Source organism: Bradyrhizobium vignae, assembly GCF_900324035.1.
GTDB classification, from domain to species: domain Bacteria; phylum Pseudomonadota; class Alphaproteobacteria; order Rhizobiales; family Xanthobacteraceae; genus Bradyrhizobium; species Bradyrhizobium vignae.
Genome location: NZ_LS398110.1, coordinates 3765659 through 3791516 on the forward strand (window position 1 = coordinate 3765659; position 25858 = coordinate 3791516).

Below are 25858 nucleotides of genomic sequence, written 5' to 3' on the forward strand. Positions count from 1 at the left end.
CGGAATAAACCAATCAGTAGGAATTGCTCCGTCCCGATTTTCACGGCTCTGATTTGTTCTTTGAGAACGAATTGGAGTCAGATGCAGAACGAAGGCTGACGGGCGGGCGCAAGCTCTATGTTTGAGCGCGGTAGTCGCGCCTGACGCGGGGCGGATCCAACTGTGACCTGGTCCGCGGCTTCCTCTACTCAGCCGATCACATCGACATTCTGCGTGACGATTTGCATTGCGTTGCACAATCGTGACGTTGGCCTCCACGCGCAGCATTGAGGTTCCCGAGAGGACCACCATATGGTCTGCAAGGGAGCCCTTGCCGTGCAGACCATGAAGGCGGCCCTCGTTGCGGCGATCACCGCCGTGGCTTTGACCTGTTGCCTCCTTCCCAGCTCAGCGGAGGAGAGCAGCGGTGTTGCCCTGGTCGTTTCGATCGACGGGGCAATTGGCCCGGCGTCGGCCAGCTATGTGCGGGAGGCTTTGGCCAAGGCGGGCGAACGGCGTGCCGAGGTCGTGCTTCTGAGAATGAATACGCCCGGCGGTCTCAATTCCAGCATGCGCGAGATTATCGCGGATGTGCTCGCCTCGCCCGTCCCCGTCATCGGCTACGTCGCCCCGTCCGGCGCCCACGCGGCGAGTGCCGGGACCTATATCCTTTATGCGACCCACATCGCGGCGATGGCGCCCGGCACCAATATCGGCGCGGCGACGCCGGTCCAGATTGGCGGGCCACTGCCGGGCCTGCCGAGCGGTACGCCGGAGAAGGACGGCAAAGACAAGAAGGATGAGCCGAAGGACGCGATGACGGCGAAGGCCACGAACGACGCCGTCGCCTTCATCCGCAGCCTCGCCGAGCTGCGCAACCGCAATGCGGACTGGGCGGAGAAGGCGGTCCGTGAGGCTGCGACACTCTCTGCCAACGGCGCGCTCGAGGCACATGCCATCGATCTCGTCGCGCGCGATCAGGCCGAATTGCTGCGGCAGGTCGATGGCCGCGTGGCGGAGCTTGCAGGCGGCAAGACACAACGCCTCGCGACGAAAGATGCTGTCGTCGAAGCCATCGAGCCCGGACGGATATCCCGCTTCCTGGCGGTCATCACCGATCCCAACGTCGCTTTCATTCTCCTGATGGTTGGCATCTACGGTCTGATCTTCGAGTTCATGTCGCCCGGCGCCGTCGCTCCCGGAGTCATCGGCGCGATCTGCCTGCTGATCGGTCTCTATGCACTCAATTTGCTGCCGATCAACTATGCCGGTCTCGCCCTGATGCTGGTCGGACTGGTGCTTCTCACCATCGAAGCCTTCAATCCGACGGTGGTGATCGGTCTCGGGGGGATCATCGCCTTCGTGCTCGGCGCGCTGATGCTGTTCAGGGTCGAGGCGCCCGGCTATCGCTTGTCGTGGTGGGTGATCGGCATCACTGCAGCTGTGTTCGCCGGCGTTGCTCTGGTCGTGCTTGGTTCGCTTCGGCGTGTCCGCAAAGCTCCTGCACGGGTCGGTGCGCAGGCGATGCGAGGCTTGCCTGCCGAGATTCTCGACTGGAACGGGGACGAAGGTCATGTGTTCGCCCATGGTGAGCGCTGGCGCGCGCGCGGCGCCGAAACGTTCAAGCCTGGAGACATCGTCGAAATCGCCAACGTCATCGACCTGACGCTGCTGATACGGCGCACGCCCGCCCCAAGAGGCGAGGGAGGTACATCATGATGCTGGAATATTTGACCTATGCGGCGCTCGCGCTGCTGGTCGTCATATTTCTATCTCAGGCCATTCGAATCCTGCGCGAATACGAGCGCGGCGTCGTCTTCACGCTCGGCCGCTTCACCGGGGTGAAGGGGCCCGGCCTCATCATCCTCGTCCCGATCGTGCAGCAACTCGTCAAGGTCGATCTCAGGGTGATGGTGCAGGTCGTTCCGCCGCAGGACGTGATTTCGCGGGACAACGTGTCGGTCAAGGTCAACGCCGTATTGTACTTTCGAATCGTCGACCCCGAGCGCGCCATCATCAAGGTCGGCGATTACATGGCCGCGACCAGCCAGCTCGCCCAGACCACGTTGCGTTCGGTGCTCGGCAAGCACGAGCTCGACGAGATGCTTGCCGAACGCGACAGGCTGAATGCCGACATCCAGGAGATACTCGACAAACAGACTGACGTCTGGGGCATCAAGGTCACCGGCATCGAGATCAAGGACGTCGATATCAACGAAACCATGGTTCGCGCGATTGCCAAACAGGCAGAGGCGGAGCGCTTGCGGCGGGCCAAGGTGATCAATGCGATGGGCGAGGAGCAAGCCGCCGAAAAGCTCGTCGAAGCCGGGCGGATCCTCGCGCAGGAGCCTCAGGCCATGCAGCTGCGCTATTTCGCGGCTCTGCACGACATCGCCGGTGAACGGTCGTCGACCGTCGTGTTTCCGCTGCCGGCCGGCTTGCTCGACCATCTCATGCCGCGGCCCAACAACCCGTAGGGGTAACGCCGCGGACGACCCAGCTTCGTCCAAATGGTTGCTGGGCGTAACCCACCAACTTCGTCGCACATTTGCTGAAGCATGGTGGGTTACGCCAGTGGGGCCAACCCAGCCTGCAGGCCCAACGGCGCAAACGAAAAGGCGCCCCTTTCGGAAGCGCCTTTTGCATCTCTTGTCCGGTTCGGGCGATTTACCCCGAATAGTACATGTCGAACTCGACCGGATGCGGGGTCATCTCGAAGCGCTCGACTTCGGTCATCTTCAGCTCGATATAGGCGTCGATGAAGTCGTCGTCGAACACGCCGCCGGCCTTCAGGAAGGCGCGGTCCTTGTCGAGGTTCTCGAGCGCCTCGCGAAGCGAGCCGCACACCGTCGGGATCTGCTTCAGCTCTTCCTTCGGCAAGTCGTAGAGATCCTTGTCCATTGCCGGGCCCGGATCGATCTTGTTCTTGATGCCGTCGAGGCCGGCCATCAGCATCGCGGCGAAGCCGAGATAGGGGTTGGCGAGCGGATCGGGGAAGCGCACCTCGACACGCTTGGCCTTCGGCGAGGCGGTGTAGGGGATGCGGCAGGAGGCCGAGCGGTTGCGCGCCGAGTAGGCGAGCAGCACGGGCGCCTCATAGCCCGGGACCAGACGCTTGTAGGAGTTGGTCGAGGGGTTGGTGAAGGCGTTGATCGCCTTGGCGTGCTTGATGATGCCGCCGATATAGTGGAGGCAGGTCTCCGACAGGTCAGCGTATTTGTTGCCGGCGAACACCGGCTTGCCATCCTTCCAGATCGACTGGTGCACGTGCATGCCCGAGCCGTTGTCGCCGTAGACCGGCTTCGGCATGAAGGTCGCGGTCTTGCCGTAGATGTGCGCGACCTGGTGGATGCAATACTTGTAAATCTGGATGTGGTCGGCCATCAGCGTCAGCGTGTCGAACTTCATGCCGAGCTCGTGCTGGGCGGAAGCGACCTCGTGGTGATGCTTCTCGACCTTGACGCCCATCTTGGCCATGGCCCCGAGCATTTCCGAGCGCATGTCCTGCACGGAGTCCTGCGGCGGAACCGGGAAATAGCCGCCCTTGGTGCGGACGCGGTGGCCGAGATTGCCGCCTTCATATTCGGTGTCGGAGTTGGTCGGCAGCTCCGAGGAGTCGAGACGGAAACCGGTGTTGTAGGGGGTGGCGGAGAAGCGCACGTCATCAAACACGAAGAACTCGGCTTCCGGGCCGACGAACACGGTGTCGCCCACGCCCATCGACTTCACCATCGCCTCCGCCTTCTTGGCGATGCCGCGGGGATCGCGGTTGTAAGGCTCGCCGGTGGTCGGCTCGAGCACGTCGCAGGTGATGACCATGGTCGTCTCGGCGAAGAACGGATCGATCGTCGCGGTCACCGGATCGGGCATCAGGCACATGTCGGACTCGTTGATCGCCTTCCAGCCGGCGATCGAGGAGCCGTCGAACATCGTGCCTTCGGCGAAGATGTCTTCATCGATCATGCTGACGTCGAACGTGACGTGCTGCCACTTGCCGCGCGGATCGGTGAAGCGCAGGTCGACGTATTTGACGTCGTTGTCCTTGATCGATTTCAGGACGTCTTTGGCGGTCTTCATGCATACCCCTTATGGCTCTGCGGGTCGGTTTCCAGGTGAGCAAGATTATTCTCGCTTTTGGCGAGTTCGCGCGCGACCGCACAAACGAAATCAGGCCGCCGAAGCAGCCTTATTTCTTGTCGGAGTGACGCAAAATGCGGGATAGCACCCGGCTCAGATAGCGTCCAGCCCGGATTCGCCGGTTCGGATGCGGATCGCCTCTTCGATGTTGGAGACGAAAATCTTGCCGTCGCCGATGCGGCCGGTCTGCGCGGCACGGCGGATCGCATCGATGGCGCGCTCGACCAGATCGTCGCCGATCACGATCTCGATTTTGACCTTCGGCAGGAAGTCGACGATGTATTCTGCGCCGCGGTAAAGTTCGGCGTGACCCTTCTGCCGGCCAAAGCCCTTGGCTTCGGTGACGGTGATGCCCTGGAGGCCGACTTCCTGAAGCGCTTCCTTCACCTCGTCGAGCTTGAATGGCTTGATGATGGCTTCAATTTTCTTCACTGCGCGACTCCCGGCCTTTCGATCAAATAGCAACGTCTTCGTCAGGATGCGCATTTCTCAACGCACGATCTTGTCTTCTCTATGCCGGGATCCCTGACCAGTCCGGCAACAACGGCCGGTCACCCCCTGTAAGATGCCAGTGAGCACGACAAACCGAAGCGGCTTCCTCGAAAGCAGGGTCTATGCCAAGTTGCAAATGCCCTGGTTATTGGAGCGTTATCAGTCTTTTAACGAGCATCTCTGGATGAGGCGCCGACCTGCACAAAATACCGAAGACTACGAAATAGGCAAACGGTTCAATATATGTGCAAGTCGACGTCCCTGCCGTCGGATCGGCAAGGATGATGCCTGTTGAAGAGGCGTTTGTACTAGGAAGTGGCATGGAAGTTTTGACCAACGCCGAGATGCAGCGGGCCGACCAACTCGCCATTGCGGCCGGCACGCCCGGTTTCAAGCTGATGCTGAGCGCGGGCCAGGCGGTCGCCGAGGCCGCCCATGCGCTGGTGGAGGAGGGGCCGATCCTGATCGTCGCCGGTCCCGGCAACAATGGCGGCGACGGTTTCGTCGCAGCCGCCGAACTCGCCGCCCAGGGGCGCGAGGTCTCGGTGATCCTGATGTGCGAGCGCGACCAGCTCCAGGGCGATGCGGCCTCCGCCGCGCGGGGCTGGAAGCATCCGGTACTGCCGTTCAATCCACAGGCGATCGGAAGGCCGGCGCTGATCATTGATGCGCTGTTCGGCGCCGGCCTCAGCCGCAGCGTGGACGGCGAGGCGCGTGAAATGATCGAGGCGATCAACGGCAACGGTGCCCCGGTGCTCGCAGTCGACCTGCCGAGCGGCATCAACGGCACCAGCGCGGCCGTGATGGGCGTGGCGGTGAACGCCACCGAGACCATCACCTTCTTCCGCAAGAAGCCGGCGCATCTGCTGCTGCCCGGCCGCATGCATTGCGGCCGCGTGCGGCTCGCCGATATCGGCATCGGCGCCGAAGTACTGGACGAGATCCGGCCACAGATCTTCGAGAACGATCCGCAAGTCTGGGGTGCCGCCTTTCCGGTGCCGCGTATCGACGGCCACAAATACGCGCGCGGCCATGTGCTGGCGGTCTCCGGCGATGCCGCCGCGACGGGGGCGGCAAGGCTCGCCGCGCGCGGCGCCCTGCGCGCTGGCGCCGGCCTTGTGACTCTGGCGACCCCACGCGCTGCGCTCGCGATCAATGCCAGCGCGCTGACGGCGGTGATGGTCCGCCCCGTCGACACCGCGGTCGAGTTCGGCGAGCTGCTCGGTGACAAGCGCTACAACACCTGCATGATCGGCCCCGGCGCCGGCGTCGGCGAACGCACCTGCGACATGGTCCACACCGGATTGTCGGCGCAGCGGCATCTGGTGCTCGACGCCGATGCGCTGACGAGCTTTGCGGCGAAACCCGAGCGCCTGTTCGAGTGGATCAAGTCGTCGGGGGACAGTGCAGTGGTGCTGACCCCGCACGAAGGCGAGTTTCCGCGCCTGTTCTCCGATCTCAGCAACAAGCATCCCGGCCGTTCCAAGCTCGAGCGCGTCCGCACCGCCGCCGAGCGCTCCGGCGCGGTCGTGCTCCTGAAGGGCCCGGACACAACCGTCGCGGCCCCCGATGGCCGCGCCGCCATCGCCGCCAACGCGCCGCCCTGGCTCGCCACGGCCGGTGCCGGCGACGTGCTGTCCGGCATTATCGCAGGCCTGTTGGCCCAAGGCGTGCCGGCGTTCGAGGCCGCGAGCATCGGCGTCTGGATGCATGGCGAAGCGGCAAGCGAAGCCGGGCCGGGCCTGATCGCGGAGGACCTCACCGAGACGCTGCCGGCCGTGCACCGGCGGATCTATGATGCGCTGGGCATCGAATACTGACCGCTCACTCCACCCCATACCAGCGCACCAAGCGCGGCGCTGCCCAATCGGTCGCCACGGATTCGAGCAGCCAGCGCCCGGGTGAGGTCGCCGCGAAGGCGATGCGCTGGGTCTGGCCGGGCTCGATCGCGAGCGTGTCGAGCCAGTAGGGCTTCCAGCCGTCGTCGAGCTTGTCGAGCAGGCGGAAGGGGTGGCCGTGCAGGTGGAACACGGTGCTGGTCGGGGCAGGGTTCTTGAGGGCCAGCACGACGGTGCGACCGGTCTTGGCGCGGAAGGCGGGGGCAGAGGCGGTGGAGAAGTTCGCGGGCCGTGTCCAACCGGCGTCCGGCGCACCGAGCGCGACATCGAACCGCAGGGCGCCTCCCAGATCGAGCTTTTCGGGGAGGTCGTTCGAAGGGAGCGGTTGCGGCGGCAACAGCGGTGCGCGCTCCAGCGTCCCAGTGATGGCGAGGCTTCCGACCCGGCGCACCTCCTTGCCGTCATGGAGCAGGAATGGGGCCGATGTGACCGTATCCACGAACGCGTCGGCTCGCGCGCCCGGGGCCAGCACCACCGCGCCGTTGCGCGCGGGGAACGGCTCGGCTGGTTGTCCGTCCAGGGCCATCACGCGGACCTCGTGGCTCTCCAATTTGATTGCGAGAACAGTACGTTGGGAGCCGTTGATGAAGCGCAGCCGAAGCCGCTCGCCGGCCGAAGCTGAGAGATCGAATGAAGTTCGGCCATTGACGGTATAGAGCGGCGTCGTGTCCTTTGGGTCCTGGCCTGGCGGGACCGCGGTGCCATCCGGCCGGAGGCGCCATTCCTCGATCAGCAGGATTTCGTCGCGGTCCACGGCGACGCGGTTGGTCTCGGTCGCGATGATCGGGAGCGGGCGCGCCGGCTGCTTCAGGCTGCCCTCGAAGAGACGGAAGTCAGCCAGCAGGGTTCCCGCGCTTGGTATTGAAATGATTGATGTTTCGGTCGTGTCTGGCGCGGCGGGCGCACGCCCCCGCAGCGGGTCGGTCGCGGTCGCGCCATTGAGGCCGTACCAGACCGGCGCAAGTGGTACAGGCAGGTCGTTCCGAAACACCACCTCGCAGCGGTCGCCGCGCTTGAGACGAACGTCCCTGAGATGACTTACCGCGGCCAGCTCCCAGATCGGTGTAGCCGGCTGATCGGGTTTCAGAGCGAGCGTTGCCGGCCTCGCCTGAAGCGCGAGCTGGGTCGTCACGGATGGGCCCGCGCCGCCGCCGATCAGCCCGGCTGCCGAGGCTCCGAGGCCTGCCAAAACCTGGCGCCGATGTGGGGCAAAAATCCGCGTTGTCATGGCGTGATCCCGACCACGCGGCGCTGGATAAGTCCAGCCATCGTGCCTACTTGAAGCCTGCCTCCATCAGGCCATTTTTTTGCTGCGAACAGTCAGGCACATGCTATAAGCCCGGCCGCCCGCGGCATCGCGGCCGGTCTTGATGCAAATTCACGCGGGCGTGGCGGAACTGGTAGACGCGCTGGATTTAGGTTCCAGTGACGAAAGTTGTGGGGGTTCGAGTCCCTCCGCCCGCACCAAGCGCTTATCGCGTTTGCACGGATTACGAGACCTGCTTCCGCGCGGATGATCGTCCGCCTTGAAGCCGGTCCGATGAACCACCGGCGTGGAGGCGTTTGCCTCGCGCCGGATCGATTAATGACAGCGTCCCGACGCGCGACGTGCCGGGGCCGAACGAAAAGAAGATTGGACGCCATGCAGGTCACAGAAACCCTCTCGGAAGGTCTGAAGCACGAGTTCAAGATCAGCGTTCCCGCGTCTGATCTTGATGCCAAGGCCGGTGCCAAGCTCGTCGACCTCAAGGACAAGGTCCGCATCAACGGCTTTCGTCCGGGCAAGGTGCCGGTCTCGCACCTGAAGAAGGTTTACGGCCGCTCGGTCATGGCCGAGACCATCGATCAGACCATCCGCGACACCAACACACAGCTGTTCTCCGAGCGCGGCTTCCGTCTCGCGACCGAGCCGAAGATCACCATGCCGACGGAGCAGAAGGACGTCGAGGAGCTGCTGAGCGGCAAGACCGATCTGACCTACACGGTTGCGATCGAGGTGGTGCCGGCGATCGCGCTCGCCGACTTCAAGACCTTCCAGGTCGAGAAGCCCGTTGCCGATGTCTCCGACGCCGACGTCGACGAGGCGATCAAGCGCATTGCCGATTCCAACCGCACCTATGCCGACAAGGGTGATGGCGCCAAGGCCGCCTCCGGCGATCGCGTCACCATCAACTTCAAGGGCAGCATCAACGGCGAAGTCTTCGAGGGTGGCACCGGCGAGGGCATCCAGGTCGTGATCGGCTCCAACACCTTCATCCCGGGCTTCGAGGAGCAGCTCATCGGCATCGGCGCCAATGAGACCCGCACGCTGAAGGTGACGTTCCCCAAGAACTACATGAACGACAAGCTGGCCGGCCAGCCCGCCGAGTTCGAGACCACTGCGACCCTGATCGAGGCGCCGCAGGACCTTGCGATCGACGACGAGTTCGCCAAGTCGCTCGGCCTGGAATCGCTGGACAAGCTCAAGGAAGCCGCGCGCGAGCGCCTGACCGCCGAGTTCGCCACCGCGACTCGCCAGCGCGTCAAGCGCGCGCTGCTCGACCGCCTCGACGAGGCGCATCGCTTCGAAGCGCCGCCCTCGCTCGTCGACGAGGAGTTCAATCTGATGTGGAATTCGGTCAAGGCCGAGATGGATTCGGCCGGCAAGACCTTTGCCGACGAGGACACCACCGAGGACAAGGCGAAGGAAGAGTACCGCAAGATCGCCGATCGCCGCGTGCGGCTTGGCCTCGTGCTCTCCGAGATCGGCGAGAAGAACAAGATCACCGTGACCGACGACGAAGTCGGCCGCGCCGTGATCGAGCGCGCGCGCTCGATGCCCGGCCGCGAGAAGGAGGTCTGGGACTATTACCGCAACAACGCCCAGGCGCTGGCCCAGCTTCGTGCGCCGATCTACGAGGACAAGGTCGTCGATTTCATCCTCGAGCTCGCCAACGTGACCGAGAAGAAGGTCTCGCGCGAGGACCTCTACAAGGACGACGATGCGGAAAAGACCGCAGCCTGAAGGCTCCACAGCGTTTTCGAGCGAAGTGGATACCGCTTCGCGCGAAGAAAACGCGTCGAAAATAGAAGCTAGAACCCCTTTCCGATTCCATCGGAAAGGAGCTCCGGGACAGTCCTCTGTTAAGGATGATCAGGAAAGAGGCCCAGCTAGCCAGATGGCCGGCTGGGCCTCATTCTACGAATCAGCTTCAACTGCCTCACGGATTAAGCCTTAATGCGCTCCGCACTTGTCAGGCGCGAATTGGGCTATATCTGTCGCTACGCGTTCTACCTCTACCAAGTTCCTGCATCACGGGACGTCCATCCGCCCCTCCGGCGCATCCAGCCAAACTGGCAGCCAGGCCCGGCGATGTCCGTCTCCGAAAACCCTAGGTGACTCATGCGCGATCCGGTTGAAACTTACATGAACCTCGTGCCCATGGTGGTCGAGCAGACCAACCGTGGCGAGCGCGCCTACGACATTTTCTCGCGCCTGTTGAAGGAGCGCATCATCTTCGTGACCGGCCCGGTCGAGGACGGCATGTCGACGCTGATCGTCGCGCAGCTCCTGTTCCTCGAGGCGGAAAATCCGAAGAAGGAAATCTCGATGTACATCAACTCGCCGGGCGGCGTGGTGACATCGGGCCTTGCGATCTACGACACCATGCAGTTCATCCGCCCGCCGGTCTCGACGCTGTGCACGGGGCAGGCGGCCTCGATGGGCTCGCTGCTGCTCGCCGCCGGCGAGAAGGACATGCGCTTCTCGCTGCCGAACGCGCGCATCATGGTGCACCAGCCCTCCGGCGGCTTCCAGGGACAGGCCACCGACATCATGCTGCATGCTCAGGAAATCCTGAACCTGAAGAAGCGGCTCAACGAGATCTACGTGAAGCACACCGGCCAGACCTACAAGTCGATCGAGGATGCGCTGGAACGCGACAAATTCCTCACCGCGAATGACGCCAAGGAGTTCGGTCTCGTCGACAAGGTCATCGACAAGCGCGCCGAGGAGCCCGCGCCGGCGAAAGCCCCGTAGCATTACTGGGGCGTCACGGCGATCCCGGGGGTCGGCGGGTGCGCGTCGCAAAACGCGGTTTTGCGCGCTGCGACAAGCGGGAAGTTCCGCTTTCGTGCTTGTTTTTCGTGGCAATCCCGCAACGCCGGGGTGATTTTCGATCACTTTGGCCCGTGCCAAGTCCGGAAATCACGGTATTGTCACGGGTAGCCGGCGACCCCCGATTAGCGAATTCTTGATAGTCGGGTGACAGCATGGTTGGCTACGATTGATCGGCTATGATCGCGGGGAATCGAGTGACCGTGATTCGCACTGGATGTAATGCGTAGGGTCTTTTTTGGTACGGAATTTGCTCTACTTAAGCTTCATACCGGCCGTCGTGTCGGAATGGAGCGATCGAGCGGAACGGGATCGAACCGCGGACGGAGACATGAATGAGTAAGGTCGGCACGAGCGACTCCAAGAACACGCTATATTGCTCGTTCTGCGGCAAGAGCCAGCACGAAGTCCGCAAACTGATCGCGGGTCCCACGGTCTTCATCTGCGACGAGTGCGTCGAGCTCTGCATGGACATCATCCGCGAGGAGAACAAGTCCTCGCTGGTCAAGTCGCGCGACGGCATTCCGACGCCGAAGGAAATCTGCAAGGTGCTGGACGATTACGTGATCGGCCAGAGCCATGCGAAGAAGGTCCTCTCGGTCGCGGTGCACAACCACTACAAGCGCCTCAACCACCAGACCAAGCACAACGACGTCGAGCTCGCGAAGTCGAACATTCTGCTGATCGGTCCGACCGGCTCGGGCAAGACGCTGCTCGCGCAGACGCTCGCCCGCATCCTGGACGTGCCGTTCACGATGGCAGATGCGACGACGCTGACCGAAGCCGGCTATGTCGGCGAGGACGTCGAGAACATTATCCTGAAGCTGCTCCAGGCCGCCGACTACAATGTCGAGCGCGCCCAGCGCGGCATCGTCTACATCGACGAAATCGACAAGATCAGCCGCAAGTCCGACAACCCCTCGATCACGCGTGACGTGTCGGGTGAGGGCGTGCAGCAGGCGCTGCTGAAGATCATGGAAGGTACCGTGGCTTCGGTTCCGCCGCAGGGCGGCCGCAAGCATCCGCAGCAGGAGTTCCTGCAGGTGGATACCACCAACATCCTGTTCATCTGCGGCGGCGCTTTCGCCGGCCTCGAGAAGATCATCTCGGCACGCGGACGGTCGACCTCGATCGGCTTCGGCGCCCAGGTGCTTGCGCCGGAGGATCGCCGTACCGGTGAAATCTTCCGTCACGTCGAGCCTGAGGACCTCCTGAAGTACGGCCTCATCCCCGAGTTCGTCGGCCGTCTGCCCGTCGTGGCGACGCTCGAGGATCTCGATGAGACCTCGCTGAAGAAGATCCTCACCGAGCCGAAGAACGCGCTGGTGAAACAGTACCAGCGGCTGTTCGAGATGGAGAACATCGAGCTGACCTTCGCCGACGAGGCGCTTGGCGCGGTCGCCCGCAAGGCGATCGAGCGCAAGACCGGCGCGCGGGGCCTGCGTTCGATCCTCGAGGCGATCCTGCTCGAGACCATGTTCGACCTGCCGGGTCTGGAAGGTGTGGAAGAAGTCGTGATTTCCCGAGAAGTGGTGGAAGGAACGGCGCGTCCGCTCTACATCTACGCCGATCGATCCGATCGCGCCGTCGAGAACGCCAGCGCCTGATCTGGCGGCGCTGGAACGCTCCAATTGTCTCGCCGAGGTGGGCTGCGGAACTGGTATTTCCGCAGTCGGTGGTGCGTCGCTTAGTGCGTGCGTAAGCGCCTGATGGCGCGCGTTTTTCAGTGACTTGACACCCCCCGGGTCGATAGCCACCTAATGTTGGCGGCGAGCGAAAATTCTCTTCAAGATTCGCCTCAGTTCCGATCCGACAAGCCGGTCCAACTCGCAAAAGGACCGACCGGTCTTGCGGATCACCTCGGCACCTTGTGGTGGTTGCGCATGATCAGCGGGCTGCGTGCAAGGGGGCAAAGCAAAAGGAAAAGGCCATGACTAATCCCAAACCCCGGCCAACCATCGTCCATGGCGAAGCGCACGCCTATCCGGTGCTGCCGCTGCGCGACATCGTCGTCTTCCCGCACATGATCGTTCCGCTTTTCGTCGGCCGCGAGAAGTCGATCCGCGCGCTCGAAGAGGTGATGAAGAACGACGCGCTGATCATGCTCGCGACGCAGAAGAACGCGTCCGACGATGATCCGGCGCCCGATGCCATTTACGAGACCGGGACGCTCGCCAGCGTGCTCCAGCTCTTGAAGCTTCCCGACGGCACCGTGAAGGTGCTGGTCGAGGGCCTCGAGCGTGCGCGCGTGTCCAAATACACCGATCGCGCCGATTATTACGAGGCGACTGCCGTTGCGCTCGCCGATACCGATGCGAAGTCGGTCGAGGCGGAGGCGCTGGCGCGCTCGGTCGTCTCCGATTTCGAGAGCTATGTGAAGCTCAACAAGAAGATCTCGGCCGAGGTCGTCGGCGTCGTGCAGGCGATCACCGATTTCGCCAAGCTCGCCGACACGGTTGCCTCGCATCTCGCCGTGAAGATCGCGGATCGCCAGGGCATCCTGGAGACGCTGTCCGTCACCACGCGCCTGGAGAAGGTGCTGGGCCTGATGGAGAGCGAGATCTCGGTGCTGCAGGTCGAGAAGCGCATCCGCTCGCGCGTCAAGCGCCAGATGGAGAAGACCCAGCGCGAGTACTATCTCAACGAGCAGATGAAGGCGATCCAGAAGGAACTCGGCGACGACGATGGTCGCGACGAGCTCGCCGACCTCGAAGAGAAGATCTCCAAGACCAAGCTCTCCAAGGAAGCGCGCGAGAAGGCGCAGCATGAATTGAAGAAGCTGCGCCAGATGTCGCCGATGTCAGCGGAAGCGACCGTCGTGCGCAACTATCTGGATTGGCTCTTGTCGATCCCGTGGAACAAGAAGTCCAAGGTGAAGAAGGACCTGGAGCAGGCGCAAGCCATCCTGGACTCCGATCACTACGGGCTCGAGAAGGTCAAGGAACGCATCGTCGAGTATCTCGCGGTGCAGTCGCGCGCCAACAAGCTGACCGGGCCGATCCTGTGCCTCGTCGGACCTCCCGGCGTCGGCAAGACCTCGCTCGGCAAGTCGATCGCGAAGGCGACGGGGCGCGAATTCGTGCGCGTCTCGCTCGGCGGCGTGCGCGATGAAGCCGAGATCCGCGGTCACCGCCGCACCTATATCGGCTCGATGCCCGGCAAGATCATCCAGTCGATGCGCAAGGCGAAGTCGTCCAATCCACTGTTTCTGCTGGACGAGATCGACAAGATGGGCGCCGATTTCCGCGGCGATCCGTCGTCGGCTCTGCTCGAGGTCCTCGATCCCGAGCAGAACGGAACGTTCAACGACCACTATCTCGAGGTCGACTACGATCTGTCCAACGTGATGTTCATCACGACCGCGAATACGCTCAATATTCCGGGCCCGCTGATGGACCGCATGGAGATCATCCGGATCGCGGGCTACACCGAGAACGAGAAGGTCGAGATCGCGCGCAAGCATCTGATCCCCAACGCGGTGTCCAAGCACGGCCTGGACTCCAAGGAGTTCTCGATCGACGACGACGCGCTGCTGCTTCTGATCCGCCGCTACACCCGCGAAGCGGGCGTGCGCAACCTGGAGCGTGAGCTCTCGACACTCGCCCGCAAGGCGGTGAAGGAGCTGATGATCTCCAAGAAGAAGGCGGTCAAGGTCACCGAGAAGACTCTGGAAGAGCTGCTCGGCGTGCCGAAGTACCGCTTCGGCGAGATCGAGAGCGAGCCGCAGGTCGGCATCGTCACCGGCCTTGCCTGGACCGATGTCGGCGGCGAGTTGCTGACGATCGAAGGCGTCATGATGCCCGGCAAGGGCAAGATGACGGTCACCGGAAACTTGCGCGACGTCATGAAGGAATCGATCTCGGCGGCGGCGTCCTATGTCCGCTCGCGCGCGATCAACTATGGCGTCGAGCCGCCGCTGTTCGACCGGCGCGACATCCACGTGCACGTGCCGGAAGGCGCGACGCCGAAGGACGGTCCGTCCGCGGGCGTGGCGATGGCCACCGCGATCATCTCGGTCATGACCGGCATCCCGGTCCGCCACGATGTCGCGATGACCGGCGAGATCACGCTGCGCGGTCGCGTGCTGCCGATCGGCGGCCTCAAGGAGAAGCTGCTGGCCGCGGCCCGCGGCGGCATCAAGACGGTGCTGATCCCCGAGGACAACGCCAAGGATCTCACGGAGATTTCCGATGCGATCAAGGGCGGCATGGAGATCATCCCGGTCTCCCGCCTCGACGACGTCGTCGCGAAAGCGCTGGTGAAGAAGCCGGTGCCGATCGTCTGGGAAGAGGACACCAAAGTGACGGTGAAGCCGGACGGCGACGAAGCCGCCGGCGGTCTGACCGCTCACTAAGGCTCATTGATAGATGATAAAACGGCGCCTCCGGGCGCCGTTTTTGTTTGTGGCGAGGAGAGGAGGCAATGCAGGTCGACGGGCAATGCCATTGCGGCAAGATCACCTACGAGGCCGAGATCGACCCAGAGGCGGTCTCGGTGTGCCACTGCACCGATTGCCAGACGCTGACGGGTTCGCCGTTCCGGGTGACCGCGATCTGCGCCAAGTCCGATGTCCGCCTGACCGCCGGCGCGCCAAAGCTCTACGGCAAGCGCGGCGACAACGGCCGGATGCGCTTCCAGCACTTCTGTGCCGACTGCGGTTCCCCGCTGTTCACCAGCGGCGAGGGCGACCAGGCCGACGATTGGGGCATCCGCTGGGGCAGCATCCGCCAGCGCGACCAATTACGGCCCTCCAGGCAGATATGGTGCCAGTCGGCGGCGGTGTGGATCGACGCCGTGCCGCTGTTGCCGGGGCGGCCGCAGGATTGAGGTCCAGGAAATGAAGTTCCGCGCTTGCCCGTCCAGGGCCTGTGAGGCTAAAGAGGCGGCCGGGGGCGGTTAGCTCAGCTGGTTAGAGCATCTCGTTTACACCGAGAGGGTCCGCGGTTCGAATCCGTGACCGCCCACCAGTCTTCGCTTTGCGGGGCCAAGCAGGCTGCCATGCCGGGCGACCAATTGGAGCATGGCATCAGCGCAAAGCCTCCATTCGTTGCGGCTGGCTAGTTCGTTCGAAAGGCTGCAAACCTCGGTCGGACGTGCCAACGGCCCCGTGGAGCGGTCACGTGCCCCACAGTGGCGCGTCGTCATTCCCGATGGAAATGTCAGGCCGTCTTGGTAAATAGTGTCAGGACACCTTCGGCAATGTTGATCGCAACGACCTGCGACGAAGTCAGCCCCTTCGCCTTCAGCGCGGACGCCGCCTGGGGCGTTGCATCAATCGTTTTCCGGAGCGACTGAATATCGTCATCGCTTGTCTGTGCGACGATTTCATCGACCTTCGAGCGCACGGCTGGTTGCAGGTCCTTGATGTCGATGACCTGGATCTGACGGATGACGGTGCTCTGAGCGGGCGATGATTCTGTTCCCGGTTGCGACGATGTTCCTTGCGCCTGCACGAAGGTCGGCGTCCCGAAGGAGAGGGTTGCGATGATGAGGGGGCCCATGATGCTGCGCATGGTCATGCCTTTCCAAGGTGAGCAACCTGAAAATGCTATCCACGAAATCTGGTTGTCGTCTGCTTCTGATGGGGCCATTCGGTGAAAGCTATGCGACCAAAATGCGAGCACTTCCTGCCGGAAAGCGCGGCCAATTCTCGACAGCAGCGACTGTGTGGTCCTTGCAGAAAATTGCGCTACGATCCGGGCGGGGATCCGACCAGGTGACCCCCCGCAATTGCGGGACGGGCGGATCGACAATGCTAGGGATCAAAGACCTGATGGAACAGCCGAGCGGACACGAGCAGAACGCCGACCAGATCGCCTATTGGAACGGCCCGAGCGGGCAGCGCTGGGCCGATCGCCACGCGGTGCAGGAGAAGCTGCTCGGGCCGATTGCCGATGTGCTGATCGACCGCGCCAAGCCGAAGCCGGGCGAGCGTGTCATCGACGTCGGCTGCGGCTCCGGTGCGACGACGGTGGCATTCGCGAAGGTAGTGGCGCCTGACGGCTTCGCGCTCGGCCTCGACGTGTCCGAGCCGATGCTGTCGCAGGCGCGGGCTCTTGCGCCAAAGGGCCTGCCGCTCGAGTTCGTGCTGGCGGATGCGACGGTGCATCCGTTCGAGCCGGCGAGCTTCGATCTGCTGGCGTCGCGCTTCGGCGTAATGTTCTTTGCCGACCCTATTGCGTCCTTCATCAATTTGCGTCGCGCGCTGAGGCCGACAGGGCGGCTTGCTTTCGTCTGCTGGCGCGAGCCGAAGGAAAATCCCTGGATGATGGCGCCGCTGATGGCGGTCTACAAGCATGTGCCGAAGATGCCGCCGGTCGGGCCGGAGGAGCCGGGCCCGTTCGCCTTTGCGTCAGAGGAGCGCGTGACGCGCATCCTGAAGGGTGCAGGCTTCGCGGATGTGGCAATGGAGCCGCATGATCTCGCGATGGACATTGCGATCGGCGGCGGTCTCGATGCCGCCGTCGACGGCTCGCTGCAGATCGGTCCGGCCAGCCGCGCGCTGCAGGGCCATCCGGCCGAGACCTATGAAGCGGCCAAAGCCTCGATCCGCGAAACGCTCGCGCCATTCCTGAAGGGGCAAAGCGTGGTGCTGCAGGGCGCGATCTGGATCGTGACGGCGAGGGCTGCGTAGGCCCGTTTTCTCCACACCCGTCGTTGCGAGGAGCCCGCGACAAGATTGCGAAGCAATTTGCGCTGGCGACGAAGCAATCCTGGATCTTCCCGCGGCGGCAGCCTGGATTGCTTTCGCTGCGCTCGCAATGACGACGTGGATGGTTCCTCACACCACATCATCCGGCGCGAGCGCGCAGCCATTGTCGGGATGCGTCTCGACCTGAAGCGTGGTGTGGCCGATGCGGAAGGATGACTTGAGGAGTTGCGCCGTCTGCATCAGGAATGCGTCGTCCGTGCCGGCGGGCATGACGAGGTGGCAGGTCAGCGCCGTCTCGGTGGTCGAGATCGGCCAGACGTGGAGATCGTGGATCCCTGAGACGCCCGGCCGCGCCAGCAGGAACGCCCTGATTGCCGCCACGTCGATGGCTCTTGGCGCCGCCGCCATGGACATGTCGATCGAGCCGCGCAAGAGGCTCGTCGTGCTCCAGAGGATGGTGGCGCAGATCACGAGGCTGGTGACGGGATCGAGCCAAAGCCAACCCGTCCAGACGATCAGTGCCGCCGAGACGACCACGCCGAGCGAGACCCCGGCGTCTGCGGCCATGTGCAGGTACGCGCCTTCGATGTTGATGTCGTCCTTGCGCCCGCGCGCGAAGAGCATGGCGCTAAAACCGTTGATGAGGATGCCGATGCCGGCGACCACCATCACCGTCACGCCGGCAACCGGCTCCGGCTGGCGCAGGCGCAGGATCGCCTCCCAGCCGATCGCGCCGGTTGCGACCAGCAGGAACACCGCATTGGCAAGTGCCGCGAGGATGGTGGAGGCGCGCAGGCCATAAGTGAAGCGGCCGCTCGGAGCGCGGCGTGCTGCAATCGAGGCGCCCCAGGCCACCACCAGGCCGAGCACGTCGGAAAGGTTATGGCCGGCGTCGGCCAGCAGGGCGGTGGAGTTGCCGAGATAGCCGTAGGTCGCTTCGGCCACGACCAGTGCTGTGTTGAGCGAGATGCCGATCGCGAACGCCTTGCCGAAATTGGCGGGGGCATGAACATGGCCGTGGCTGTGACCACGATCATGGCCATGCCCGGCATGGTCATGATGGTGATGCCCGTGATGATCGTGGCCGGCCACCTCTAGCGCTCCGCGGATGCAGTCAAATCAGGCGCCATTGTAGGCGCTTCGGGCGTCACGTCACGACGGAAGAGGACGTAGAGCGCCGGCAGCACCAAGAGCGTGAGCACCGTGGAGGAGATGATGCCGCCGATCACGACGGTCGCAAGCGGCCGCTGCACCTCGGCGCCCGCGCCGGTGGCGAGCGCCATCGGCACGAAACCGAGCGAGGCGACGAGGGCCGTCATCAGCACCGGGCGCAGCCGCGTCAGCGCGCCCTCGCGTACGGCAGCCACGACGGATCGCCCCTCGCTGCGCAGCCGCTCGATGAAGGCGATGATGACGAGCCCGTTGAGCACGGCAACGCCCGATAGCGCGATGAAGCCGACGCCGGCGCTGATGGACAGGGGAATGTCGCGCAGCAGCAGCGCCGCGACACCACCGGTCAGCGCCAGCGGCACGCCGGAGAACACCAGCGCCGCATCCGCCGCCGATCCCATGCCCATGAACAGCAGCAGGAACACCAGAAGCAGCGCCACCGGCACCACGATCGTCAGCCGTTTGGTGGCGGACACCAGCTGCTCGAACTGTCCGCCCCAGCCGATGAAGTAACCCGGCGGCAGCTTGACCTTCTCGGCGACGGCGGCTTGCGCCTCGGCAACGAAAGAGCGCAGATCGCGCCCGCGGACATTGGCCATGACCACGACGCGGCGCTTGCCGTTCTCGCGGCTGATCTGGTTGGGGCCCGGCGCGATCTCGATTGCCGCAACGGAGGAGAGCGGCACATAGCGTGGCGTCGTCCCGGATGCCCCCGGCCAGGCGGTTTTCGTGACGGCCGCGATATCCTCGCCCGGCGGCAGCGGGATCGGCAGCGACTTGATCGTATCGGGATCGGCCCGCAGGCTTTCCGGCAGCCGCACCACGATGTCGAAGCGCCGATCGCCCTCGAACAGCTTGCCGACCGGCTTGCCGCCGATCGCGATCTCGACGAGGTTTTGCACCTCGCTGAGGCTGAGGCCGTAGCGCGACAGCGCCTGGCGGTCGAGCTTGACGGTGAGGATCGGCAGGCCCGCGATCTGCTCGGTCTTGATGTCGGCGGCGCCCTCGATGCCGCGAACCACGCCGTTGACCTGCTGGGCGATGCCGGCGAGCACGTCGAGATCGTCGCCGAAGATCTTGACGCCGACGTCGCTGCGGATGCCGGCGATGAGCTCGTTGAAGCGCATCTGGATCGGCTGGGTCATGCCATAGGCACTACCGGGCAAGGTGTTGGCGGCGCGTTCGAGCTCGGCCACCACCTCGTCCTTCGGCTTGGCCGGGTCGGGCCATTCCTCGCGCGGCTTCAGCGTGACATAGGTGTCGGCGACATTCGGCGGCATCGGGTCGTTGGCGATCTCGGCGGTGCCGATCTTGGAGAAGATGGTCGCGACCTCCGGCACCTGCTTGATCGCCTTTTCCAGGCGGAGCTGCATGTCGACGCTCTGGGTCAGGCTGGTGCCGGGAATCCGGATGGTCTCGATGGTGATGTCGCCTTCATCGAGGTTCGGAATGAACTCGCCGCCCATGCGCGTTGCGGCGAAGATGCTGCCGGCGACGATCAGCAGGGCGCCGAGCGCGACACTGCCGCGATAACGGATCGCGCGGTCGAGCAGGGGCAGATAGAGCCGCTTGGCGGCCCGCATGAAGACGTTCTCCGTCTCCGCGACCTTGCCGGTGACGACAATCGCAACCGCGGCGGGGACGAACGTGACCGACAGCAGCGCCGCGCCCGCAAGCGCCATCAGCACGGTCAGCGCCATCGGCGTGAACATCTTGCCCTCGGTCCCGGACAGGGTGAGGACCGGAAGATAGACCACGGCGATGATGAGCGTGCCGAACAGGCTCGGCTTGATCACCTCGCCGCTTCCCATGCGGATGGTCTGGAGGCGTTCGTCCAGCGTCAGCAGCCGGCCGCGGCGGTGCTGCTCGGCGGCAAGCAGCCGCAGGCAGTTCTCGACGATGATGACCGCGCCGTCGACGATGATGCCGAAATCGATCGCGCCCAGACTCATCAGATTGGCGCTGACCTTGCTCTCGACCATGCCCGTGATCGTGAACAGCATGGAGAGGGGGATGACGCAGGCCGTGATCAGCGCGGCGCGGATGTTGCCGAGGATCAGGAACAGCACCGCGATCACCAGCGCCGCACCCTCGACGAGGTTCTTCTCGACGGTCTGGATGGTGGCTTCCACCAGATGCGTGCGGTCGTAGACGGCGCGCGCGATCACGCCGTCGGGGAGCGATTTGGCGATCTCCGCGAGCCTGGCCTTCACGCGCTGGGCCACGGTGCGGCTGTTCTCGCCGATCAGCAGCATGGCGGTGCCGAGCACCGTCTCGCCGCCGTTCGCCGTCGCAGCACCGGTGCGCAGGTCCTTGCCTTCGCTGACCTCGGCGACATCGCGGATGCGCACCGGCACGCCGCCGCGCGAGCCGATCACGATGCCCCTGATGTCCTCGATATTGGCGACCTGGCCGGGAGCGCGGACGAGATATTGCTCGCCGTTGCGCTCGATATAGCCGGCGCCGACATTGGCATTGTTGGCGGCCAGCGCCGTCATGATGTCGCGGAAGCCGAGCTTGTAGGCCATCAGCTGACCCGGAATCGGCAGCACATGGAATTGCCGCTCATAGCCGCCGATCGAGTTGACCTCGATCACGCCGGGAATGGTGCGCAGCTGCGGCTTGATGATCCAGTCCTGGATGGTGCGCAGCTCCGTCGGCGTGAACTCGGCACCCGCCGGCGACTTTGCGCCGGCCTTTGCCTCGACCGAGTAGACGTAGATCTCACCGAGCCCGGTCGAGATCGGTCCCATCGCGACCTCCGTGCCTGCAGGCAATTGGTCCTTCGCCTGCTGGATGCGTTCGTTCACGAGCTGGCGCGCGAAATAGATGTCGGTGCCGTCCTGGAACACGACGGTGACCTGGCTCAGGCCGTAGCGCGAGATCGAGCGGGTGTAGTCGAGCCTGGGCAAGCCGCCCATTGCAGTCTCGAGCGGAAAGGTGATGCGCTGCTCGGCCTCGAGCGGCGACAGCCCCGGCGCGTGCGTGTTGATCTGGACCTGGACGTTGGTCACGTCAGGCACGGCATCGATCGGCAGGCGCGTGAAATTCCAGGCGCCAAGGGCACCGGCGGCGAGGGCGAGCAGGACCACGAGCCAGCGCTGGCGGACCGAGAAGGCGAGGAGGGCGTCAATCATGATCGGCGTCTCCCTTGCCCATCTCCGCCTTGACCACAAAACTGTTCTCGGCGACGTAGCGCTCGCCGGCCGAAAGGCCCGCGCGGATCTCCACGAATTTCGGATCGGAGTCGCCAAGCTCCACCGGGCGCGCCTCGATCTTGTCGCCATCCTCGCGGACGAACACGATGGTCTTGTTCTCCAGCGTCTGGATCGCGCTTCGGCGCACGGCAACCGCGACATTGCGCGCGGCGAGGATCAGCCGCGCCGTGACGAACAGGCCGGGACGAAGCCGGCCGTCGGGGTTGGCCAGCACCACCCGCGCCAGCGCGGTCTGGGTCTCGCTCGAACCGATCGGCGCCATGTAGGAGATGGTGCCCTTGATCTCGCCGCGGCCGTCGTCGGGATCGATCAGCACCTCGTCGTTGATGCGGACGCGCCTGAGGTCCTGCCGGTAGATCGACAGATCGACCCAGATGGTCGAGAGATCGGCGACCACGAAGGCCGGTTTCTGCTCGGAGGCGTATTCGCCGAGCGAGATCTGCCGCTCGATGATGGTGCCGGCGATCGGCGCCTTGAGCTCGTAGACGGTGAGGCTCTGGTTGCTCTCGATCGCGGCGAGCAGATCGTCCTTGCCGACCTTCTCGCCGATGCGCTTCAGGATGGATTTGACGACGCCCGGAAAGCGCGGCGTCACCTGCACCACCGTTTCCTGATTGGCACGCAGGATGCCATTGAAGGACAGCGTGTCGGTCAGTGTGGCGCTTGCGGCCTCCGCCAGGCTCACGCCGGCGGCTGCCAGCTTGACGTCGGAGATGCGGATGCGGTCGGCGCCGTGCTCGTCCTGCTCGACATGGTTGTTCGGCTTCTTCTGTTCGGAATGCTCGGTATGCTCGGTGTGTGCGAGCTTGGCCGGGGCGAGCCGGGAATAGCCGTAGGCGCCGAGCGCTGCGGCAACGATGGCGATGAGAATGGTGGAGGAGGTCCTCATCGTGCGCTCTCCCGCGCCAGCGTGAAGGGGTTGCCGACGAGGCCTTCGATGGTCGCGACCCCGGCATGGAAATTCTGCAGCGCCTCCTGCTCGCGCAGCCGCGCCTGGGTGACGCTCGCCTGGGCATCGAGCACCTCGAGCAGAGTGAAGCGGCCCTGTCCGTAGCCCTGCGAGATCGCCTCGGACGCTTCGACGGCCTTCGGGATCGCGACCTCGCGCAGCACCGCGAGCTCGCGCAGTGAGCCCTGCAGCGAGTCGTAGGCGCGCCCGGCGATCACGACCAGCGCGTTGCGGTTGGTCTCGCGCTCGGCGCGCGTCTTGGCGAGGCTCTCCTGCGCCGAAAGGATATTGCCCTGGTTCTGGTCGAAGACGGGGATCGGCACCGAGAGAGTGAGGCGCACGGCATCGTCATTGGTCTCGTTGAAATGGCGCCAGCCGGCGGAGATCCGCACGTCTGGATAGGGCTTGAGCCGCGCCAGCAGCAGCTCGGCATTGCGCTGCGCGTAAACGGCGGTCCAGCGCACCAGTTGCGGATTGGCATCGATGGCGGCGACCACCGACTGGAAGGTCGGCGGCTTGCCCGTGGTGTCGAGCCGGCCGGAGACTTCGCCGAATTTCGCGGCGGGATCGCCCATCAGCACCGCGAGCTCGCGCCGGGCACTCGCCAGCGTCGCCTTGAAGCGCTCGCGGTCGGCCTTCACCAGCGCCGAGGCGACCTCGGCGCGGCCGGTCTCGGCCGGTGAGGAGGCGCCGGCCTCGACGCGGCGGCGGAGCAGCGGCGTCAGGCGGTCGATCGCCGCGATCTGCTCGTCGAGGATCTGGATGCGCCGCTGTGCGCCGAGCACGCTGAGGAAGGCGATCGCGGTCTCCGACAGCACCTCCAGCCTGACGGCCTTGCGCTGGATCGCCGCGACCTCGACCCCAGCCGCCCCGGCTGCAATCCGCGCGTCGCGCTTGCCGAACAGCTCGAAGGCCTGGCTGATCTGCAGCGTGGTCTCCGCCGATCGCGTCCCGCGATATTTGCCGGAGCCGAATGAATCGTCCTGTTCGTAGGACAGTTCCGGATTGAGCAGCGCGCCCGCCTGGATGCGCTGGCCCGTGGCGATGCCGACGTCGCGCTCCGCCGCCGTCAGCCGCGGGCTCGCCGCCAGCGCGCGCGACAACGCGCTGCGCATCGTCAAAGTCTGGGCGTGAGACGGAGCTAGCGCCACTTCGGCAATCAGACACGCCGCCGCGCACGCGAGGCGCGCAGCCATTCCCCTGCGAAACATGAAACCGACCTGTGAAGGATGAACCTAACGGGCGCGGGCCGCCCGACCAATCCGTTCAGGCAGTATGTTTGGGAGGCGGGGAGTCGGTATCCAGGACAATTCCGGCGAGCCTGGGTGCACGTTGCGGGCTCGCTGCGGACACGAGCATGACCGATGCGGTCAATGGCGCCGGCTGCGTCACCGTCAGCGAGAAGCAGCCATGGCAGTGATGGCTGCCGATGACCTTAGGGTGGTCGCCGTGGCCCGGGGGGCCATCAAGGACCGTAGCGATCTCCGAGCCGCCGCCGGGCGTGGTCACGTCGATGTCGTGCGAGCCGTGCAGCGTGCTCGCGAGCAGGTAGACCACCGCGATCAGCACGGACAGCAGCCCGCGCCAGTTGCGCGAGCGGCACGATCCCGAGGGCTGGCGGTTTGCGAGCACGACGTTACTCTGGTTGCGGTCTGTGCTCGGCCTAGCATGGGCGCGGGAACAGTGTCGACCCGCAACATTGTTACGTCCTTGGAACAATTGCCGCACCGGTGGATACGTCGCCAGCGCCTATCACTGGCGGATAATGACGCGCCGATGCGGGGCCATGGCTGCGACCGTGGGGGCCGGCTCCGGAGCGTCGCTGCCGTCGTCAGCCTCCATGGTGATGACGGCGTGACAGCTCGCTTCCATCGCCTGTTCCAGCCATTTGATGGCTTCGTCAATCCATTGGTCGTGGTGCTCGGGATCGGCGAGGGCCTTCTCCCGAAATGCATTCGCCTGATGCAGGCATGCCGTTCTGCGATCCACGCGCCTCTCCTGACCTGGAGGTTCCGCCCCGTCGCATCATCAATGATCCCGGCCCTTGCGTCGTTAACATGGGACAGGGACAGCCAAAGCTGGCCGCAACGCGGAAAGGCCCCAGCCGGACGAACCGGCTGAGGCCTCATGTGCTCACATTCTCTATCCTTGGGACTTGAGCGGATAACCCGCATCTTCCACGTTCGTTCCAGGCGATCCGTCCAATTTGGAACGTTCCTCATACCTCGCGATTAGCGAGCAGGAGAGACTGAGGAGGACGGACAATGGACGGACTGATTTATCTGATCGGCTTGATCGTCGTCATCATGGCGATCCTGTCGTTCTTCGGCTTGCGCTGAGAGCACCGCAATGACGGTTGAAACTCTCATGCGGGAAGAGGTCATGGAAGGCGGCATGGCGGGCGAGGCTCCTCGAACCATACAGTGGAGTTCCGTGTTCGCAGGCGCGCTTGCGGCGGGCGCAATGTCGTTCATCCTGGTGAGCTTTGGTGTTGCCATCGGCCTTGGCGTCAGTTCGGCTTCGCCGACATGGCGCGATGCCTCGGCAGCGCTGGCGCTGCTCTCGGGGCTGTATCTGATCATCCAGGCCATCATCAGCTTCGGCTTCGGCGGTTATATCGCCGGCCGGACAACGCGACCGGCGCCGGCGCCGGCCAAGATCGAGGACGATGACGAGCGGCGCGACGGCTTGCATGGCCTGACGTCCTGGGCTCTCGCTGTGCTCCTGGGCGCAGCTCTGCTGGCTCTTCTTGGCGCTGCTGCGATCGATCGTTCGCCGATGCGCAGCTCGGCGAGCAACACGTCCGCGGCCGAGCCGCTGTTGAGCTATGAGCTCGACAAGCTGTTCCGCGCGCCGCGCCGCCCGCCGAACACCGATCTGAGGGAAGGACGCGCGGAAGCGGGACGGATCCTGATGACGTCGTCCAGCCACAGCGGTGTCAGCACGGACGACCGGACCTACCTCGTGCAACAGGTCGCGGCTGTGACGGGCCTTGCGGCACCTGACGCCGAACGGCGGGTCGACACCCTGATCGCAGAGTCAAAGACGGCCATCAACCGTGCCAGGCGCAACTCGATCATCGTGGCGTTCTCGGTCGCAGCCGCGACCCTGGTCGGCGCCGCGGTGGCATGGGCTGCCGCCGTCGCCGGTGGACGGCATCGGGATGGAGAGCCGTTGCCGAACTGGATGGCGAGCGCCAACCGCTTCCATCGCAATCCACGCGCGATGCCGGTGCCGTAGGATCGCTCGCACAAGATCGTGTCGGCC

General features: G+C 64.4%; 20 protein-coding genes and 2 tRNA genes. 12 read left to right on the top strand and 10 right to left on the bottom strand.

Features of this window, described 5'->3' with window-relative positions:
* Positions 1 to 315 precede the first annotated feature (315 nt).
* Together BRAD3257_RS18350 and BRAD3257_RS18355 are read left to right on the top strand one after the other, a co-directional pair.
* The gene (locus BRAD3257_RS18350; RefSeq protein WP_122406633.1) at positions 316 to 1698 is read left to right on the top strand and encodes an NfeD family protein; all 1383 of its coding nucleotides are present in this window, start codon (positions 316 to 318) and stop codon (positions 1696 to 1698) included.
* Positions 1695 to 2456 (top strand): slipin family protein, encoded by a 762-nt coding sequence (locus tag BRAD3257_RS18355; RefSeq protein ID WP_122402978.1) that lies wholly within the window; start codon positions 1695 to 1697, stop codon positions 2454 to 2456. The genes BRAD3257_RS18350 and BRAD3257_RS18355 overlap by 4 nt, the downstream gene beginning before the upstream one ends.
* 190 nt (positions 2457 to 2646) lie before the next feature.
* On the opposite strand, the gene glnA is transcribed toward BRAD3257_RS18355, so the two are convergent.
* On the bottom strand, positions 2647 to 4056 hold the full coding sequence (glnA, locus tag BRAD3257_RS18360; protein ID WP_122402979.1) for a type I glutamate--ammonia ligase: 1410 nt from the start codon (positions 4054 to 4056) through the stop codon (positions 2647 to 2649).
* A 153-nt stretch (positions 4057 to 4209) separates the two neighbouring features.
* On the bottom strand, positions 4210 to 4548 hold the full coding sequence (locus BRAD3257_RS18365) for a P-II family nitrogen regulator (RefSeq protein ID WP_007603495.1): 339 nt from the start codon (positions 4546 to 4548) through the stop codon (positions 4210 to 4212).
* Between the two features lie 380 nt (positions 4549 to 4928).
* Here BRAD3257_RS18365 and BRAD3257_RS18370 point away from each other — a divergent pair, with 380 nt between their 5' ends.
* Positions 4929 to 6428: an NAD(P)H-hydrate dehydratase gene (locus BRAD3257_RS18370; protein WP_162500251.1), complete on the top strand. Its 1500-nt coding sequence runs from the start codon at positions 4929 to 4931 to the stop codon at positions 6426 to 6428.
* Between the two features lie 4 nt (positions 6429 to 6432).
* On the opposite strand, the gene BRAD3257_RS18375 is transcribed toward BRAD3257_RS18370, so the two are convergent.
* Complete coding sequence (locus BRAD3257_RS18375; protein ID WP_122402980.1) at positions 6433 to 7734, bottom strand: multicopper oxidase family protein; 1302 nt, start codon at positions 7732 to 7734, stop codon at positions 6433 to 6435.
* 154 nt (positions 7735 to 7888) lie between these two features.
* On the opposite strand from BRAD3257_RS18375, the gene BRAD3257_RS18380 reads away from it, so the two are divergent.
* The 7 genes from BRAD3257_RS18380 to BRAD3257_RS18410 all read left to right on the top strand — a co-directional run bounded on the left by BRAD3257_RS18380 (position 7889) and on the right by BRAD3257_RS18410 (position 15569).
* Positions 7889 to 7973, top strand: a tRNA-Leu gene (locus tag BRAD3257_RS18380).
* A 175-nt stretch (positions 7974 to 8148) separates the two neighbouring features.
* On the top strand, positions 8149 to 9510 hold the full coding sequence (gene tig / locus BRAD3257_RS18385; protein ID WP_122402981.1) for a trigger factor: 1362 nt from the start codon (positions 8149 to 8151) through the stop codon (positions 9508 to 9510).
* Between the two features lie 378 nt (positions 9511 to 9888).
* Complete coding sequence (locus tag BRAD3257_RS18390) at positions 9889 to 10524, top strand: ATP-dependent Clp protease proteolytic subunit (RefSeq protein ID WP_027559514.1); 636 nt, start codon at positions 9889 to 9891, stop codon at positions 10522 to 10524.
* A 413-nt stretch (positions 10525 to 10937) separates the two neighbouring features.
* Complete coding sequence (clpX, locus tag BRAD3257_RS18395; protein ID WP_008547851.1) at positions 10938 to 12209, top strand: ATP-dependent Clp protease ATP-binding subunit ClpX; 1272 nt, start codon at positions 10938 to 10940, stop codon at positions 12207 to 12209.
* 323 nt (positions 12210 to 12532) lie between these two features.
* Positions 12533 to 14956, top strand: coding sequence for an endopeptidase La (gene lon, locus BRAD3257_RS18400; RefSeq protein ID WP_122402982.1), 2424 nt, complete (start codon positions 12533 to 12535; stop codon positions 14954 to 14956).
* 68 nt (positions 14957 to 15024) lie between these two features.
* Positions 15025 to 15429 carry a GFA family protein gene (locus BRAD3257_RS18405; RefSeq protein ID WP_122402983.1) on the top strand — a complete coding sequence of 135 codons (405 nt, stop codon included), beginning with the start codon at positions 15025 to 15027 and terminating at the stop codon, positions 15427 to 15429.
* A 63-nt stretch (positions 15430 to 15492) separates the two neighbouring features.
* Positions 15493 to 15569 (top strand) — tRNA-Val (locus BRAD3257_RS18410).
* Positions 15570 to 15761: 192 nt separating this feature from the next.
* Here the strand turns inward: BRAD3257_RS18410 and BRAD3257_RS18415 are convergent.
* Positions 15762 to 16121, bottom strand: coding sequence for a hypothetical protein (locus BRAD3257_RS18415; RefSeq protein WP_122402984.1), 360 nt, complete (start codon positions 16119 to 16121; stop codon positions 15762 to 15764).
* Between the two features lie 254 nt (positions 16122 to 16375).
* Between BRAD3257_RS18415 and BRAD3257_RS18420 the strand changes: the two genes are divergently transcribed.
* Entirely contained in the window at positions 16376 to 17236 is an 861-nt protein-coding gene (locus BRAD3257_RS18420) for a class I SAM-dependent methyltransferase (protein WP_162500588.1), read from the top strand.
* A gap of 147 nt (positions 17237 to 17383) precedes the next feature.
* On the opposite strand, the gene BRAD3257_RS18425 is transcribed toward BRAD3257_RS18420, so the two are convergent.
* The 6 genes from BRAD3257_RS18425 to BRAD3257_RS18450 all read right to left on the bottom strand — a co-directional run bounded on the left by BRAD3257_RS18425 (position 17384) and on the right by BRAD3257_RS18450 (position 24580).
* Complete coding sequence (locus BRAD3257_RS18425) at positions 17384 to 18346, bottom strand: cation diffusion facilitator family transporter (protein WP_162500252.1); 963 nt, start codon at positions 18344 to 18346, stop codon at positions 17384 to 17386.
* A 2-nt stretch (positions 18347 to 18348) separates the two neighbouring features.
* Complete coding sequence (locus BRAD3257_RS18430; RefSeq protein ID WP_122402985.1) at positions 18349 to 21561, bottom strand: efflux RND transporter permease subunit; 3213 nt, start codon at positions 21559 to 21561, stop codon at positions 18349 to 18351.
* Complete coding sequence (gene ihpB / locus BRAD3257_RS18435; protein ID WP_122402986.1) at positions 21554 to 22531, bottom strand: divalent metal ion exporter adaptor subunit IhpB; 978 nt, start codon at positions 22529 to 22531, stop codon at positions 21554 to 21556. The genes BRAD3257_RS18430 and ihpB overlap by 8 nt, the downstream gene beginning before the upstream one ends.
* Entirely contained in the window at positions 22528 to 23802 is a 1275-nt protein-coding gene (gene ihpA, locus BRAD3257_RS18440) for a divalent metal ion exporter subunit IhpA (protein ID WP_122402987.1), read from the bottom strand. The genes ihpB and ihpA overlap by 4 nt, the downstream gene beginning before the upstream one ends.
* 55 nt (positions 23803 to 23857) lie before the next feature.
* Positions 23858 to 24223 (bottom strand): hypothetical protein, encoded by a 366-nt coding sequence (locus BRAD3257_RS18445; protein WP_122402988.1) that lies wholly within the window; start codon positions 24221 to 24223, stop codon positions 23858 to 23860.
* Between the two features lie 120 nt (positions 24224 to 24343).
* Positions 24344 to 24580, bottom strand: coding sequence for a hypothetical protein (locus tag BRAD3257_RS18450; RefSeq protein WP_122402989.1), 237 nt, complete (start codon positions 24578 to 24580; stop codon positions 24344 to 24346).
* Positions 24581 to 24940: 360 nt separating this feature from the next.
* Here BRAD3257_RS18450 and BRAD3257_RS18455 point away from each other — a divergent pair, with 360 nt between their 5' ends.
* Positions 24941 to 25831, top strand: coding sequence for a hypothetical protein (locus tag BRAD3257_RS18455; RefSeq protein WP_122402990.1), 891 nt, complete (start codon positions 24941 to 24943; stop codon positions 25829 to 25831).
* Positions 25832 to 25858: the final 27 nt, after the last annotated feature.